The following is a 15,810-nucleotide window of genomic DNA, read 5'->3' as shown; positions in this document are numbered from 1 at the left end:
GCAACGGAAATGTGATCCGGCCGAGCGGGCCTCGAATGGTCCCGCGTCCGGCCGCGTGTTTAGATGTTTCCGTACCCCCTCCCAGGCGAAAGCCCCGTCACACAGGAGTGACCATGAACAGTCGTCCTCTTCTTCTCGGCGCCGCCACCGCGGCCGCCGCCGTGCTCGTCCTCACCGGTTGCGCCAGCGGATCGGGTGGTGACGCCGGCGGCGAGGGCTCGGAGGCAGGTGACGAGTACGGGCTTGTCACGCCGGGCACGCTCACCGTCTGCTCCGACGTGCCGTACCCGCCGTTCGAGGTCGAGGATGCGTCGAGCGAATCGGGGTACTCCGGCTTCGACATCGACCTCATCACCGCGATCGCCGAGCAGCTCGAGCTCACCATCGAGGTCCAGGACGTCAACTTCGATGCGCTGCAGTCCGGCACCACGTTGGTGGCCGGGCAGTGCGACATCGGAGTCTCGGCGATGACGATCACCGAGGAGCGCAAGGCGAACATCGACTTCTCCGACCCGTACTACGACTCGCTGCAGTCGCTGCTGGTGCGGACCGATTCGGGCATCGAGAGCATCGACGACCTCGACGGCAAGAAGGTCGGCGTGCAGCAGGGCACCACCGGCGAGTCCTACGCCAAGGCGAACGCCAAGGGCGCCGAGCTCGTGCAGTACACCTCGGACGGCGAGCTGTGGCCGGCCATCCAGGCGGGTCAGATCGACGCGATCCTGCAGGATCAGCCGGTCAACCTCGAGCACGAGAAGGCCGACAAGGCGTATAAGATCGTCGAGACGTACGAAACGGACGAGTCCTACGGCTTCGCCTTCGCCAAGGGCGAGAAGGACGAGCTGCGCGAAGCGGTCAACGACGCTCTGGCAGAGCTGCGCGACAGCGGCGAGTACCAGACGATCTACGACACCTACTTCACCGCCGAGTGAGCACGGAATCCGTGACCCTCGGACGAAGGGGAGCCCCGCGATGGCGTTGAGGCGCACCACCCGTAACAAGCTGTACCGCTACTCGATGTACCTGCTCTTCGTGGTGCTCGTCGTGTGGTCGGTCGTCGCCACCGACTGGGCCGTGGTCGGGCGGCAGTTCTTCAATCCGCAGGTGGCGGCAGAGATGTTCCCCGAGATCATCACCATCGCCCTGAAGAACACCATCTGGTTCACGCTGGTCGCCTTCACCGGTGGCCTGCTGCTCGGCATCCTGATGGCGCTGCTGAAGCTCTCCAGCATCGGGCCGTTCCGCTGGTTCGCCACCGCGTGGATCGAATTGTTCCGCGGTCTGCCCGCGCTGCTGACGATCTTCGCGTTCGCATTCATGCTGCCGATCGCGCTCAAGGTGCAGGTGCCCGGCGGCGCGATCGGAGCGGGCCTGCTCGGTCTGATCGTCGTGGCGTCGGCGTACATGGCCGAGGTGATCCGCGCCGGCATCCAGGCGGTGCCGAAGGGCCAGACCGAGGCGGCGCGCTCACTGGGCATGTCGCCGATGAAGACGATGTTCTGGATCGTGCTTCCCCAGGGCTTCCGGATCATCATCCCGCCGCTGACGAACGAGTTCGTGCTGCTGCTGAAGGACACGTCGCTGCTGTTCATCGCGGGGACCACCGTCTTCTCCAAGGAGCTGACCTCGTTCTCGCGTGACGCGCTGACTGCGAACGCGAACGCGACACCGCTGATCATGGCGGCGATGCTGTACCTGCTGGTGACCATCCCGCTCACACGGGTGGTCGCATGGCTCGAGCGAAAGATGGCGAAGCAGCGATGAGCACCGATCTGATCGACGTCCACGCCCCGGCGATCGAGGTCCGCGGCCTGGTGAAGGCCTTCGGCGACAACGAGGTGCTCAAGGGCATCGACCTGACTGTGACGGCGGGCGAGGTGGTCTGCGTGATCGGGCCGTCGGGTTCGGGCAAGTCCACCCTGCTGCGCTCTGTGAACCTGCTCGAGGAGCCTACGTCCGGGCAGATCCTCATCGAGGGCATCGACATCACCGACCCCGATGTCGACATCGACCGGGTGCGCACGCGCATCGGCATGGTGTTCCAGAGCTTCAACCTGTTCCCGCACCTCGACGTGCTGGGCAATCTGACGATCGCCCAGCAGCGGGTCAAGAAGCGCGGCAAGGCGGAGGCCGAGAACGTCGCACACGAGATGCTCGAGCGGGTCGGCCTGGCGCACAAGGCGGATGCTTACCCGGGGCACCTGTCGGGCGGTCAGCAGCAGCGCGTCGCGATCGCGCGAGCCCTGTGCATGAACCCGGACATGATGCTGTTCGACGAGCCGACCTCGGCGCTCGACCCAGAGCTGGTCGGCGAGGTGCTGCAGGTGATGCGGACGCTGGCGGACGAGGGCATGACCATGCTCGTCGTGACGCACGAGATGGGCTTCGCCCGGGAAGTCGGCTCGCGGCTGATCTTCATGGACGGTGGGCACATCCTCGAGCAGGGCGACCCGCGCGTGGTGCTCTCGAATCCGCAGCACCAGCGCACGAAGGACTTCCTGTCCCGCGTGCTCTGACGCGCCGAGACCCCGCATTACAGCCGAGACCCCGGGCTGCCTGCGCTGGCAGCCCGGGGTCTCGTCGCGTGCCCGGGGGTGTCGGCGTCAGTCGGGGTGCGCGGGGCACCCGGCGTCTCGATGTCGCGCCCCCGTCTGGCATCCTGGAGGGGATGGACATCGGCGCGCTCCTGGGACTGGAACAGCTCACCTGGGCGACGCTGGTCCTCATCGTTGTCGCCGCGTTCGCGGCGGGCTGGGTCGACGCGGTCGTCGGCGGAGGCGGTCTGCTCCAGCTGCCCGCCCTGCTGCTGATCCCCGGCATCGCACCTGTCCAGGCGCTCGCCACGAACAAGCTGGCATCCGTGTTCGGCACGGCCACCAGCAGTCTCACCTACTACCGCCGGGCGAAGCCCGACCTGCGTACGGCACTGCCCATGGCCGGAATCGCGCTGGCCGGATCGTTCGGCGGCGCCGCGGTCGCCACGGTGCTGCCCGCCGCGGCGTTCAAGCCGATCATCGTCGTCGCGCTCCTGGCCGTGGCGCTGTTCACCGCGTTCCGGCCGCAGATGGGCGCCACCACCCGGCTGCGCTTCGACGGACGTCGGCACCACGTGATGGCCGGGGCTGCCGGGCTGGTGATCGGGTTCTACGACGGACTGATCGGCCCCGGCACCGGAACCTTCCTGGTGATCGCGCTCGTCGCGCTGATGGGCTACGACTTCCTGCAGTCCAGCGCGAAGGCGAAGATCGTCAACCTCGCGACGAACGCCGGAGCCCTGCTGCTGTTCATCCCGCATGGCTCCGTGCTGTGGCTGCTCGGCGGCATCCTCGCGGTGGCGAACGTCGCCGGCAGCTACCTCGGCTCGCGCATGGCGATCGCGCGGGGTTCCACGTTCATCCGGGTGGTGTTCCTGGTCGTGGTGATCGCCCTGATCGGCAAGCTGGGCGTGGACGTCTGGCACGAGAACGTGGCCCCGCTCTTCGCCGGTCGTTGAGCGATGACGCCACCGGCGACCGAGACGAAACGCGTTACGCCGGGGCGTTTCGTCTCGTCGCTGCGCTCCTCGCTCAACGACCGGGAAGGTTACGCGTCGGCATCCTCCGGGACGAAGTCGACGCCGGCTTCGGCGCGCTGCTCCGGGGTGATCGGAGCGGGCGCCTCGGTGAGCGGGTCGAACCCGTTCCCCGACTTCGGGAAGGCGATCACCTCGCGGATCGAGTCGGTCTTCGACAGGTGCTGCAGCACCCGGTCCATGCCCAGCGCGATCCCGCCGTGCGGCGGAGCGCCGAACTTGAACGCCTCCAGCAGGAAACCGAACTGCTCGTCGGCCTGTTCGTCGGTGATGCCCATCACGTTGAACACCCGCTTCTGGACGTCCTCGCGATGGATGCGGATCGATCCGCCGCCCAGCTCGGAGCCGTTGCAGACGATGTCGTACGCGTAGGCGAGAGCGGATGCCGGGTCGCTGTCGAACGTGTCCTCGAACTCCGGCTTCGGGCCGGTGAACGCGTGATGCACGGCCGTCCACGCGCCCGCGCCGACGGCGACGTCGCCCGAGGCGACGGCATCGGACGCCGGCTCGAACATCGGCGCGTCGACGACCCAGGTGAAGGCGAACGTGTCGGGGTCGAGCAGGTTCAGTCGGCGGCCGATCTCGACGCGTGCGGCGCCGAGCAGCGCGCGGCTCGCCTTCGTCTCACCGGCGGCGAAGAAGGCGCAGTCGCCCGGCTTCGCTCCGACCAGCTCGGCGAGGCCGGCCTGCTCGCTCTCGGACAGGTTCTTCGCAACAGGGCCGCCGAGCGTGCCGTCCTCGTTGAACAGGACGTACGCGAGACCGCGGGCGCCGCGCTGCTTCGCCCAGTCCTGCCAGGCGTCCAGCGTCTTGCGCGGCTGCGAGGCACCGCCGGGCATGAGCACCGCCCCGACGTACTCCGACTGGAACACCCGGAACGGGGTCTCCTTGAAGTAGTCGGTGGCCTCGACCAGTTCGAGCCCGAAACGCAGGTCGGGCTTGTCAGAGCCGTACTTCGCCATGGCGTCGGCGTAGGTCATCCGCGGCAGCGGGGTCTGCACCTCGACGCCGATCGTCTTCCACATCGCGACGATGAGCGACTCCATCAGCGCGATCACGTCGTCCTGCTCGACGAAGCTCATCTCGATGTCGAGCTGGGTGAACTCCGGCTGCCGGTCGGCGCGGAAGTCCTCGTCGCGGTAGCAGCGGGCGATCTGGTAGTACTTCTCGACACCGCCCACCATGAGCAGCTGCTTGAACAGCTGCGGCGACTGCGGCAGTGCGTACCAGCTGCCCGGATGCAGGCGAGCGGGCACCACGAAGTCGCGGGCGCCCTCGGGCGTGGACCGGGTCAGGGTCGGCGTCTCGACCTCGACGAAGTCGTTCTCGTGCAGCACGTCGCGGACCGCCTTGTACACCTGCGAGCGCAGGCGCATGGCGGCGGCCGGGGCCGGACGGCGCAGGTCGAGGTAGCGGTGCTTGAGGCGCACCTCCTCGCCGATCGGGTCGGTGTCGGCGAGCCCCGTGGACACCGGGAACGGCAGCGGCGCCGACTCGTTCAGCACCTCGACGTCGGCGGCGATCAGCTCGATCTCGCCGGTGGGCAGGTTCGGGTTCTCGTTGCCCGCGGGGCGGCGGGAGACCTCGCCGGTGACCTTGAGGACGAACTCGCTGCGCAGCGGGTGCGCCACCTCCTCGTCGCGGATGACGACCTGCGCGATGCCCGAGGCATCCCGGAGATCGATGAACGCGACGCCTCCGTGATCGCGGCGACGGTCGACCCAGCCCGTGAGGGTGACGGTCTGACCGATGTTCTCGGCTCGCAGCGAGCCGGCCGTGTGTGTGCGGAGCACGGAGTTTCCTTCTGATCGGGGAGATGATGGACCCCACCATCCTACGTGGCGTGTCGCGGCCGGCCCGGGCCTGGCTGAGGCCGGCGGACCCGGGTCAGAGCGGGTGGAGCGCGGGTTAGACTCGCCGCATGCCCGCCTCCCGCCTGCATCTGGTCCGTCACGGTGAGGTGCACAACCCCGACCGCATCCTGTATGGGCGGCTCGCGGGCTTCCACCTGAGCCCCGCGGGACGCGAGATGGCGCAGGCGGCCGCCGACCACGTGCTGGGCCTGGGCGGCACGATCCGTGAGATCCGTTCCTCGCCGCTGGAACGCGCGCAGGAATCCGCCGCGCCGTTCGCCGAGGCGCTCGGCATCGACCCGGTCCTGGACGAGCGCATCATCGAGCCGACGAACGTGTTCGAGGGAAAGCGGATGCGCCGTGCTCTGCGTGACCCGCGGAACTGGCACCACCTGCGCCGCCCCTCGCTGCCCAGCTGGGGGGAGCCGTACAACGCGATCGTCGCGCGCATGCGCGCCGCGATGGACGAGAGCTGGCACGCCGTCGACACCGCCACCGGTGCGGCGGAGGAGGGGGACATCGTGTTCGTCTCCCACCAGGCGCCGATCTGGATGGTGCACCTCTCCGTCGCGGGGCTTCCCCTGCGGCACGACCCGCGTACCCGACGCTGCACGTTGTCCAGCGTCACCACGTTCGAGCGCGCCGGCGACGTGTGGCGCGAGATCGGCTACGCCGAACCGGCATCCGGCGGGATCGATCTCGGCGCTGTCTGAAACCGTCCATCACGCGCGAGATCCTGCTTCCGGCTCACCCATAGGAAGCCGTACGTACACTGGCATCGTGCCTCTCGCGTCGACGGTTCGTTCTGTCCGCAGTGGGCGCCCATCCCGCAGCATCCGCCATCTGCGTGCCGCCGGGGCCGCGCTCGCCGCGGTGCTCGCCGTCGCTCTCAGCGCCTGCACACCCGACCCGGCGACCGAGGCGTATCTGAACGGCGAGCAGAAGGCGTACACCTCCGCCGACTTCACCGTCGTCGAGATCCCCGCCGCCGAACGCGGTGAGCCGGTCGACTTCGGCGGCGTCACCGAGAACGGCGACGACTTCTCCAGCGACGAGATCCGCGGCCGTGTCGCGGTCGTCAACTTCTGGTACGCCGGCTGCGGTCCGTGCCGTGCCGAGGCGAAGGACCTCGAGTCGGTGTGGCAGCAGCATCAGGCCGACGACGTCGCGTTCGTCGGGATCAACATCTACGACCAGCCCGACCAGGCGAAGGCGTTCGCCGACACCTACGGCATCACGTATCCGAGCCTGATGGATGCCGACACCGGCGAGGCCAAGCTCGCCTTCGCGAAGGTCACCCCGATCCAGGCGCCGCCCACCACCCTCGTGCTCGACAAGCAGGGCCGGGTGGCCGCGCGCATCATCGGCCCCATCAAGAGCCCCTCCATCCTCTCGGCGCTGGTGAAGACCGCGCTCGAGGAGAAGGCGTGAACCCGTCCGACGTGATCGGCGCCGGGGCCCTCTGGGTCGCGATCCCGCTGGCGATCCTTGCGGGGCTGGTGTCATTCCTGTCGCCGTGCATCCTGCCGCTCGTGCCCGGCTACCTCGGCTTCATCGGGGGAGCGGTGGGGGTTCCGGGCCCTTCGATCGGCTCAGGGGCCCGGACAGCGTCCGTCGGCACCCGCGTCACGGCGCGGCGGCGGATGCTGCTGGGCGTGCTGCTGTTCATCCTCGGCTTCACGGTGGTGTTCGTCGCGTACACCGTCATCGGGGGCGCCGCCGCGGTGTTCTTCGTGCAGTGGGGCGAACTGATCACCCGCGTCCTCGGCGGCGTGGTCGTCCTGATGGGGCTGGTCTTCCTCGGCCTGTTCGGGTTCGCGCAGCGCGAGTTCCGCATGCACGTCGACTCCACCGCCGGGCTCGTCGGCGCGCCGCTGCTCGGGTTCACGCTGGCGATCGGCTGGGCGCCGTGCACCGGTCCGACCCTCAGCGCGATCGTGAGCGTCGGCTGGTCGCTGGGCGACCCGTGGCGCTCGGCGCTGCTCGGGGTGGCGTATTCGCTCGGGCTCGGCATCCCATTCCTGCTCGTCGCCCTCGGCTTCGGGTGGGCCACCACCGCGACGGCCTTCATGCGCCGCCACATCCGCGTGGTGAACATCGTCGGCGGCATCCTGCTGATCGTGCTCGGGCTGCTCATGGCGACCGGGACGTGGACCGAGATCATGTCGAGACTGACGGCGGTGATGCAGAGTGTCGTCCTCCCGCTCTGACACGCGCGGAGACCGCAGGGGACCGGACGGCGCGTCCGCGGCATCCGATCCGCTCCGCCCGTCCGACCACATCGACGCGGAGGAATCCGAGGTCACCCAGCCCCGGCTGGGATTCGTCGGCTGGCTGCGCTGGGCGTGGCGGCAGCTGACGTCGATGCGTGTGGCGCTGGTGCTGCTGCTGATCCTGGCGATCGCGGCGATCCCGGGCTCGATCTTCCCGCAGCGGATGGCCGACCCCAACGGCGTCACGAAGTTCAAGGCCGACAACCCGGACCTGTTCCCGATCCTCGACAAGCTCAGCCTGTTCGACGTGTACCTCTCGCCGTGGTTCTCGGCGATCTACCTGCTGCTCTTCATCTCGCTGATCGGCTGCATCATCCCGCGCATCCGTCACCACCTGAAGGCGCTGCGCGCCGCCCCGCCGCGCACACCGGCCCGGCTCTCGCGGCTGGAGGACCACCGCGAGGTGCAGCGTGACGGGTCGCCGGACGACGCGGCGACCGCGATCGACATCGCGCAGAAACAGCTCAAGGCGCTCGGCTACCGCGTCGCCCGATACGACCGCGGCTCGACCTGGTCGGTGTCGGCGGAACGCGGCTACTGGCGAGAGACCGGCAACCTGCTGTTCCACATCGCGCTCGTGGGCGTGCTGGTCACGGTCGGAGTGGGCGGCGGCTTCGCGTACACCGGTCAGAAGGTGGTCATCGAGGGCAAGTCGTTCGTGAACACGCTGATCGACTACAACTCGATCAACCGGGGACGGTTCGTCACCGACGACGCGCTGCAGCCGTACGCGATCGGCCTGGATTCGTTCGACGTCACCTACCAGCCGTTCGGCACCCCCGGTGCGGGGCAGGCCGGCGACTTCAAGGCGAACGTCACGGTGCGCGAGGTGGACGGCTCGACGCGGGAGGGCTCGGTGCGGGTCAACCACCCGCTGAGCGTCGCCGGCGACCAGGTGTACCTGCTCGGCAACGGGTACGCGCCCACCATCACGGTGCGCAACGCCGAGGGGACCGTCGTGCACAGCGCGCCGGTCGAGTTCCTGCCGCAGGACAGCAACATGACCTCGCTCGGTGTGCTGAAGATCCCCGACGGGATGCCGGAGCAGCTCGGCATCACCGGATTCTTCTACCCCACGGTCGTGAAGCTCGAGACCGGCGCGTACGCGTCGGCGCATGGCGAGCTCAACCTGCCGCTGCTGACCCTGGACGTGTACCAGGGCGACCTCGGCATCGACGACGGCACCCCGCGCTCGGTGTACACGCTGGACACCTCCTCGCTGACCAAGCTGAACGGCCGCGGCACCGACGTGAAGTCGATCGAGCTGCAGCCCGGCGAGACCGCCGACCTGCCGAACGGGCTGGGCACGATCACCTTCGAGGACGAGTCGCCCGCAGGAGCCACCGACCCGACCGAGTCGGTCAAGCGCTACGTCTCGCTGCAGATCCACCACGACGCGTCCGCGCCGTGGGTGCTCGCGTTCGCCCTGCTCGCGCTCGCCGGTCTCGGCCTCGCCCTGTTCGTTCCGCGCCGACGCATGTGGGTGAAGGCGACGGCATCCGACGGCGTGATCCGACTCGAATACGCCGGGCTCGCGCGCGGCGAGGACCCGACTCTGGCGGCCGCCGTGGACGATCTCGTCCGCAGGCACGCGAGGCTGCTCGACGGCGCCGCCCCGCGCCGCGCGGAACCCGTGAAGGGAGCATGACATGGACCTCGACTCCATCTCCATCCTGCTGCTGTGGACGGCGATCGCGATCTACGCTGGCGCGTTCATCGCCTACGCGTTCGACCTGGCGCGACGCTCGTCGCTGAGCGACGAAGAGAGGGTGCTCGTTGCGGCCGGTGGGGTCGGGGCGGATGCCGTCGCGCGCGGCTCCGTGGCATCCGGCGGTTCGGCGGTCGGGGGAGCCGGTGTCTCGGGTGTGGGAGCGCGGCCGAGACTGGTGATGGCGCGCATCGGCACGGCGCTGACCGTGCTCGGGTGGCTGTTCCACCTGGGCGCCACGCTCACCCGCGGGTTCGCGGCGGGGCGCGTGCCGTGGGCGAACCTCTACGAGTTCGCGATGATCGGCACGCTGCTGATCGTGCTCGTCTACCTCGTCGTGCTGACCCGGATCGACCTGCGCTACCTCGGCACGTTCATCACCGGTCTGGTGCTGGTGCTGCTGGGGGCGGCGGCGGCCAACTTCTACGTGATCGTGACGCCGCTGGTGGATCCGCTGAAGTCGGTATGGCTGGTGATCCACGTGTTCGTCGCCTCGCTCGCGACCGCGCTGCTCGCGCTGGCGTTCGCGCTGTCGGTGATGCAGCTGCTGCAGGCGCGCCGTGAGCACCGTCTCGCCGACGGCGCCGAGAAGGCGGGCCCCGGGTTCCTGCGCACCCTGCCGGATGCCGGTCGGCTCGAGAACCTCGCCTACCGGTTCACGGTGGTCGGGTTCATCTTCTGGACGTTCACGCTCATCGCGGGCGCGATCTGGGCGCAGGACGCGTGGGGCCGCTACTGGGGCTTCGACGTCAAGGAGACCTGGACGTTCATCATCTGGGTGCTCTACGCCGGGTACATCCACGCCCGCGCGACGCGCGGCTGGCGCGGCACCCCCTCGGCCTGGCTGTCGATCACCGGTTTCGCGGCCGTGCTGTTCAACTTCACGATCGTCAACGTCTTCTTCAAGGGCCTGCACGCGTACTCCGGCCTGAGCTGAGGGTTGCGGCGCGCGTCTTGGTCACACGTTGGCTGCAGTTTCTGGCATCCGCGCCGGCGTCGTCACACGTGAGCTGCAGTTTGTGGCATCCGCGCCATCGATCGATGTAGCGGATGCCGGAAAGTGTCGCGGACCTGGTGCGCGGGGGCGAGCGGATGCTGGAAAGTGTCGCGGACGTGGTGCGCGGGCGAGCGGATGCCGGAAGCTGGCGCGCACGCGGTGCGGAGACGGGGTATCCGCAACAACGCGCGCGGCACGCGCGGGCACCCGGCACGGCCCGCGCCCCGCGCCGGCCCCCGCGACCGACGGATGAGCGCGGCCCCGCGACCGACGGACGTCCCCTACGCCGCGGCGACCACGGCCTTCGCGGACGTCGTGCGACGCGCGGCCACGGCGAGCGTGCTCGCCATCAGCGCCAGCACACCCCAGACCACGACTCCGGCGGCCGCCGAACCGTCCGCCTCGATCAGGCCGGTGAGAGCAGGAGCCGTCGGCAGGGCGGCTCCGAGCGCGCCGAGCCATCCGGGCACTGTCGAGATCAGCCCTGTCGCGATCGCCACCACCCCGACCAGCGCGCTGACCCAGCGCCCGGCACCGCCGAGCACCGCCACGAGCGCCTGGTTGACCGCCGCGAACGCGATGCCCGCGAGCACGGCGAACCCGGCGAAGCCCCACCACGCGGCGGCGTCGTACCCGGCGACGACCTGAACGATGAGCGCCACGAGTACCCCCTGACCGGCGCCGAGCGCGGCGGCCGGCCAGAAGCCACGCAGCACCAGTCCCGGCGACGAGCGCCGCGACGTGAGCGTGGTGCCGGGCACGGCGCGCAGCGCCATGAACGACGCCAGCGCCCCGAACCAGAGCACGACGGCGGTCAGCAGGGGGATCGCCGTCGGTCCGAACAGGTTCGCCGCCCCGGCATCGGCCGCGACGGGGTCGGCGATGACGGATGCCACTGACGTGGACTCCTCGTCGCTGAACGACGGCAGCGACGTGGCCGCGGTGTGCAGGCCGTCCGCGAGGTCGCCGCTGCCGGCCGCGAGCGTGTCGAGGCCGTCGGCAAGCTCCGTCGTGCCCTCGGCGAGGGCGGTCGCTCCGTCACCGAGCTGCGTCGCGCCGTCGGTCAGCGAGCGTGCGCCCGCGGCCGAGTGGGCGACACCGTCCGACAGCTGCCCGAGCCCGGTGCCCAGCTGCACGGCGGCCGCGCCGGCGGTGCGCATCTGGTCGGCGATCTCCTTCGGTGCAGCCTGGTCGAACGCGACGAGCCCGGACGACGTGCCGGCAGCGGCCTGCTTCGCGAGTCCCGCCGCCTCGTTCAGCTGAGGCAGCCTCTGCTGCATTCCGGCCAGTCCCGCGCAGACCTGGTCCCCGGCCGGGTCCGCACCCGCTTCGCGAGTCGAGCACAGCGCGACGAGCTGGTCGATGCCCGAGGAGAGTTCGCCCACTCCGCCGGCGACACCGGCGGTCGCGTCGGCCGATCCGCGCGCGGCGGCGAACAGCTGGTCGGGGATCAGTCCGTCACGCTCCAGGGTGGCGGCTCCGGCGTTGAGCCCCTGCCCGAGCTGGATCGCTCCCGCCCCGGCTTCACGGGATCTGTCTGCGACGGTGCCGAGCCCGGTCGCGAGCTGGGATGCCCCTGCGGACAGCTCTCCGGCGCCCGCGGCGAGTCGGGAAGCACCCTCCGGCACCTCGGCCGCACCCGTCGCCGCCTCCCGGGCGCCGTCGGCGAGCTGGTCTGCGCCGCCGGCCGCTTCCCCGATCTGGTCGCCGATCGTCGCGAACCCGACCAGCACGTTGCCGACGGTCGCCTGGCTGAGCATCGTCCCCATCGTGGACGTCGCGACCGACGCGATCTGCTGCGTGATGAGGTCGTCGGCCACGCGGCCGTCGGGCGGCGTCGTCACCGTGATCTGTGCCTGCTCGGCATCCGCGTCGCCGTCAGACAGCGCGGTTCCGGCGGAGGTGGCATCTGCCGAGAAGTCCTCGGGGATCGTCACGACCGCCTGGTAGCTGCCGTCGGCGAGTCCCTCGGCGGCGTCGTCCTCGTTCGAGATCACCCAGGTGAGGTTCGAGTCGACCTCGTCGGAGCCCTGCACGAGCCCGGCCGCCAGTTGCCGGCCCAGCGGCGTGTACTGACCGTCGATCGTGACCGGGTGGTCGAGGTTCACGACGGCGGCGGTCATGGCATCCAGCCGCTCAGTCGGATTCTGCAGCGCGGCGACGAGCGTGCCGCCGACCACCGCAGGCAGCAGCAGCACGCCCAACAGGGTCAGCCAGGTGGCCCGGCGGTGAGGTGCGCGGTCGATAGGGAGGGTCACTTCGTCTCACTCCGTTCGCTCAGTACATCGCATGCGTTCACCTCGGTGCGCTCGAACGGGCACGAGGGCGTGGTGGCGTCGTGCGGTGCGGCGCCTCGGGACCCCGGGTTGTCGTCGACACCGCGGGCTTCGGATGCCGGTATGCCGGGGTCTGGGCGGGTATCCGGGGTGTCGGCGGAGTGGCGAGAGGCAGCACCCCGCGTACCCGGGGTGTCGCGGAGCTGCCGCCCCGCTTCGCCGACGTCGATCACGGACGCGCCGTCGCGCCCGGCATCCGTGAGCACCGCGCCGGCGGCATCCGCATCCTGCGCCGTGGCGAACACCGCCACCCCGGCGCCCGTTCCGCGCACCCGCGCCACCACGCGCTCGCGCGCCTCGCCGGCGAACCGATCGAGGCCGTCGAGAACGACGAGCGTTGTGCGGCCGCGCAGCGCGTCCGTGAGCGCACGGTCGACGTCATCCGCCGATGCGGCATCCGCGGCGAGCACGACGCCGACGTTCCCGCGCACCCATGCCGCCCGACCCGGCAGCAGGTGCCCGGCGACGCGCAGCAGGCCGTCGTCCGGCGCGATCCGTCCCGCGATCGTCAGCGCCAGGGCGCGCAGCGCGCCCGCCGGGGCGCCGGTCGCGATGAGGGCGCCGGCCGGCGGCATCCGCAGGTCGACCCCGCCCACCCCGGCCGCCTCGATCGCGAGGCCATCGGCGGCCAGCACGCTGTCGTCGCCCGGCCAGCCGGCGAGGGCGCGTTCGCGCTCGACCGCCTCGCCCTCGATGTCGACCTGCGGCAGGATCCGCTCCAGCCACCGGGGGATCCGCCACGCGCGCTCGCCGAGGATGGTCATGAGCGCCGGAATCAGCGTCATCCGCACCAGGAACGCGTCGATCGCGATGCCCGCCGCGAGTCCGAGGGCGATCGGCTTGATGGACGAGTCGCCCTCCGGCACGAACGCCACGAACACGGCGAGCATGATGAGCGCGGCGGCGGTGACGACGCGCGCGGACCCCGTGAACCCGCTGCGCACCGCCCGCACGGCGGCGTCACGGTCCGATGCGCGGTCGTGCACGAAGTCCTCGCGCATGCGCGAGACGAGGAACACCTGGTAGTCCATGGCCAGGCCGAACAGCACGCCCATCAACACGATCGGCATGAAGCTGATGATCGGGCCGAGCCGCGCGACATGCAGGGCGTCCGCGAACCAGCCCCACTCGAACACCGCGGCGACCACGCCGAACGCGGCCACGATCGACAGCAGGTAGCCGAGCGCGGCGGTGACCGGCACCCAGATCGAGCGGAACACGATCGTCAACAGGATCAGCGACAGTCCGATCACGAACACCCCGAACGGCAGCAGTGCGGCGCCGAGCTGATCGGAGATGTCGATCGCCACCGCGGTGAACCCGGTCACTTTCAGGTCGACGCCGTACTCGTCGAGCCACTCGTCGTGGTGCGCGCGGAGCTCGCGGACGAGATCGCTGGTCGCCGGGTCGTCGGGCGCCGTCTCGGGCACGACCTGCACGATCCCGGTGTCGGCGGTCTCGTTCGGGGTCGCGAGCGCGACCTCGGCGACGCCGTCGATGGCGGCGACCTCGTCGCCGAGGTCCTTCATCAGGCCCAGGGGGTCCTCGGAGGTGACGATCGTCCCGGTGAGGATGAGCGGGCCGTTGAACCCGGGACCGAAGTGCTCGCCGACCAGGTCGTAGCTCTGCCGCGCCTCGGAGTCCTGGGGCAGCACGCCGGCGTTCGGCAGGGCGAGCTCGAGGTCGAGCGCCGGCACGGCGACCACGCCGAGTCCCAGCACGACCGCAGTCGCGACGACGATCGGATGCCGGGACACGCCACCCACCCAGCGCTGCGCGAACGAACGCCGGGGTTCTGTGGCGCGCGGGGCGTGAGACCCCGGGTTGTCGTCGACACCCCGGTCTGCGGGCGTCGGAACCCCGGGGTGTGGGCGGGAACCCGGGGTGTCGCCGGGCGCCGGGCGGCGCTGCCGCCCCGCCACGCGCTGCCGCCCCGCCACGCGTCCCTTCACGAACCCGAGCAGCGCGGGCGTCAGTGTGACGGCGATCGCCACCGCGATCGCGACGGCCACTGCGGCGGCGACTCCCATCGTGGTCAGGAACGGGATGCGGGCGAAGCCCAGGCCGATGAGGGCGATCAGCACGGTGATCCCGGCGAACACCACCGCAGACCCCGCCGTGCCGACGGCGCGCGCCGCGGACTCCTCGGGCGCCACGCCCGCGCGCACCTGATCCTGATGGCGGGCGACGATGAACAGCGCGTAGTCGATGCCGACGGCCAGCCCGAGCATGAGGGCGAGCAGGGGAGTGGTCGACGACACGGTCGCGAACGCCGTGGCGGCGAAGATCCCGGCCATCGAGATGCCCACTCCCAGGATCGCGGTGAGCAGGGGCAGGCCCGCCACGACGAACGACCGGAACGTCACGATCAGCACGATCAGGGCGATGAGCAGACCGACCGCCTCGGTCGGGGTCACCGACGGGATGGACATCGCGAACAGGTCGCCGCCGAGTGCCGTCCGCGCGCCGTCCGGGAGGGAGGAGTGCAGGTCGTCGACGATCCGCTGCAGCTTGGCCTTCGTTTCGGCCGGGACGTCGCTCGCCTGCCCCTCGAACTGCACCTGCACGATCGCCGCTGACTCCTCGTCGTTCACGAGGCCCGAGACGTTCTCGTCGTACGGCGAGGTGGCCGCCAGCACCTGGTCGATCCGTGAGATCTCGTCGACGGCATCCTCGATCTCGTCGCGGTACGCGGCCGAGGTGACTTCGTCGCCCTCCCCGGCGACGACGACGAACTGTGCGTTCGTGCCGCTGACCTGCGGGAAGGAGCGCGACAGCTGCTCGAGCCCCGCCTGCGACTCGGTTCCCGGGATGGAGAACGTGTTGTCGGTGCCCGTGCCCAGCAGCACCGCCCCGCCCCCGGCGAGGACGAGCGTGAGCAGCCAGCCGGCGAGCACTCGCCACGGGTGTCGATAGGACCACCGGCCGAGCGAGGAAAGGAGAGTGGACACGCTTCCTCCGAAACTCGATACATGAGTGTACTCAATACGCCCATGTATCGTAATTCGATCGCGAGTGCTCACTCTGTGCGCCGGGTGTGAACACCGCCGGACGGCGTCCGTGACAGAGTGG

Annotated in this window: 12 protein-coding genes; 9 read left to right on the top strand and 3 right to left on the bottom strand. The window is 70.2% G+C overall.

What is annotated here, in order from left to right; translation table 11 throughout:
• Nucleotides 1-113: 113 nt before the first annotated feature.
• The 4 genes from RIF65_RS02140 to RIF65_RS02125 all read left to right on the top strand — a co-directional run bounded on the left by RIF65_RS02140 (nucleotide 114) and on the right by RIF65_RS02125 (nucleotide 3,493).
• A complete protein-coding gene (locus RIF65_RS02140; protein WP_309065848.1) occupies nucleotides 114-932 on the top strand; it encodes a basic amino acid ABC transporter substrate-binding protein in 819 nt (272 codons plus the stop codon).
• A gap of 40 nt (nucleotides 933-972) precedes the next feature.
• On the top strand, nucleotides 973-1,764 hold the full coding sequence (locus RIF65_RS02135; RefSeq protein WP_309065847.1) for an amino acid ABC transporter permease: 792 nt from the start codon (nucleotides 973-975) through the stop codon (nucleotides 1,762-1,764).
• Nucleotides 1,761-2,516, top strand: coding sequence for an amino acid ABC transporter ATP-binding protein (locus tag RIF65_RS02130; protein WP_309065846.1), 756 nt, complete (start codon nucleotides 1,761-1,763; stop codon nucleotides 2,514-2,516). The genes RIF65_RS02135 and RIF65_RS02130 overlap by 4 nt, the downstream gene beginning before the upstream one ends.
• 152 nt (nucleotides 2,517-2,668) lie before the next feature.
• Nucleotides 2,669-3,493, top strand: a complete 825-nt coding sequence (locus RIF65_RS02125) for a sulfite exporter TauE/SafE family protein (RefSeq protein ID WP_309065845.1) — start codon at nucleotides 2,669-2,671, stop codon at nucleotides 3,491-3,493.
• An 89-nt stretch (nucleotides 3,494-3,582) separates the two neighbouring features.
• Here RIF65_RS02125 and aspS read toward each other — a convergent pair whose 3' ends face one another.
• Nucleotides 3,583-5,364, bottom strand: a complete 1,782-nt coding sequence (gene aspS / locus RIF65_RS02120) for an aspartate--tRNA ligase (RefSeq protein WP_309065844.1) — start codon at nucleotides 5,362-5,364, stop codon at nucleotides 3,583-3,585.
• A gap of 128 nt (nucleotides 5,365-5,492) precedes the next feature.
• On the opposite strand from aspS, the gene RIF65_RS02115 reads away from it, so the two are divergent.
• The 5 genes from RIF65_RS02115 to ccsB all read left to right on the top strand — a co-directional run bounded on the left by RIF65_RS02115 (nucleotide 5,493) and on the right by ccsB (nucleotide 10,342).
• On the top strand, nucleotides 5,493-6,137 hold the full coding sequence (locus RIF65_RS02115) for a histidine phosphatase family protein (RefSeq protein ID WP_309065843.1): 645 nt from the start codon (nucleotides 5,493-5,495) through the stop codon (nucleotides 6,135-6,137).
• 67 nt (nucleotides 6,138-6,204) lie between these two features.
• On the top strand, nucleotides 6,205-6,855 hold the full coding sequence (locus tag RIF65_RS02110) for a TlpA family protein disulfide reductase (protein ID WP_309065842.1): 651 nt from the start codon (nucleotides 6,205-6,207) through the stop codon (nucleotides 6,853-6,855).
• Nucleotides 6,852-7,634, top strand: coding sequence for a cytochrome c biogenesis CcdA family protein (locus RIF65_RS02105; protein WP_309065841.1), 783 nt, complete (start codon nucleotides 6,852-6,854; stop codon nucleotides 7,632-7,634). Before RIF65_RS02110 ends, RIF65_RS02105 begins: the two co-directional genes overlap by 4 nt.
• A complete protein-coding gene (resB, locus tag RIF65_RS02100) occupies nucleotides 7,615-9,345 on the top strand; it encodes a cytochrome c biogenesis protein ResB (protein ID WP_309065840.1) in 1,731 nt (576 codons plus the stop codon). The genes RIF65_RS02105 and resB overlap by 20 nt, the downstream gene beginning before the upstream one ends.
• A 1-nt stretch (nucleotide 9,346) precedes the next feature.
• The gene (gene ccsB, locus RIF65_RS02095; protein WP_309065839.1) at nucleotides 9,347-10,342 is read left to right on the top strand and encodes a c-type cytochrome biogenesis protein CcsB; all 996 of its coding nucleotides are present in this window, start codon (nucleotides 9,347-9,349) and stop codon (nucleotides 10,340-10,342) included.
• A 341-nt stretch (nucleotides 10,343-10,683) separates the two neighbouring features.
• Here ccsB and RIF65_RS02090 read toward each other — a convergent pair whose 3' ends face one another.
• Both RIF65_RS02090 and RIF65_RS02085 read right to left on the bottom strand, forming a co-directional pair.
• On the bottom strand, nucleotides 10,684-12,660 hold the full coding sequence (locus RIF65_RS02090) for a YhgE/Pip domain-containing protein (RefSeq protein WP_309065838.1): 1,977 nt from the start codon (nucleotides 12,658-12,660) through the stop codon (nucleotides 10,684-10,686).
• Entirely contained in the window at nucleotides 12,657-15,689 is a 3,033-nt protein-coding gene (locus RIF65_RS02085) for an MMPL family transporter (protein WP_309065837.1), read from the bottom strand. The genes RIF65_RS02090 and RIF65_RS02085 overlap by 4 nt, the downstream gene beginning before the upstream one ends.
• Nucleotides 15,690-15,810: the final 121 nt, after the last annotated feature.

Source organism: Microbacterium sp. (assembly GCF_031180975.1).
Lineage (GTDB): Bacteria > Actinomycetota > Actinomycetes > Actinomycetales > Microbacteriaceae > Microbacterium.
This window is presented reverse-complemented; position numbering and strand designations above follow the sequence as displayed.

Bases quoted from the DNA above. Each gene is read 5' to 3' on its own strand.
- RIF65_RS02130 (WP_309065846.1), top strand. From the start codon at position 1,761: ATGAGCACCGATCTGATCGACGTCCACGCCCCGGCGATCGAGGTCCGC.
- RIF65_RS02125 (WP_309065845.1), top strand. From the start codon at position 2,669: ATGGACATCGGCGCGCTCCTGGGACTGGAACAGCTCACCTGGGCGACG.
- RIF65_RS02115 (WP_309065843.1), top strand. From the start codon at position 5,493: ATGCCCGCCTCCCGCCTGCATCTGGTCCGTCACGGTGAGGTGCACAAC.
- RIF65_RS02140 (WP_309065848.1), top strand. From the start codon at position 114: ATGAACAGTCGTCCTCTTCTTCTCGGCGCCGCCACCGCGGCCGCCGCC.
- ccsB (WP_309065839.1), top strand. From the start codon at position 9,347: ATGGACCTCGACTCCATCTCCATCCTGCTGCTGTGGACGGCGATCGCG.
- RIF65_RS02135 (WP_309065847.1), top strand. From the start codon at position 973: ATGGCGTTGAGGCGCACCACCCGTAACAAGCTGTACCGCTACTCGATG.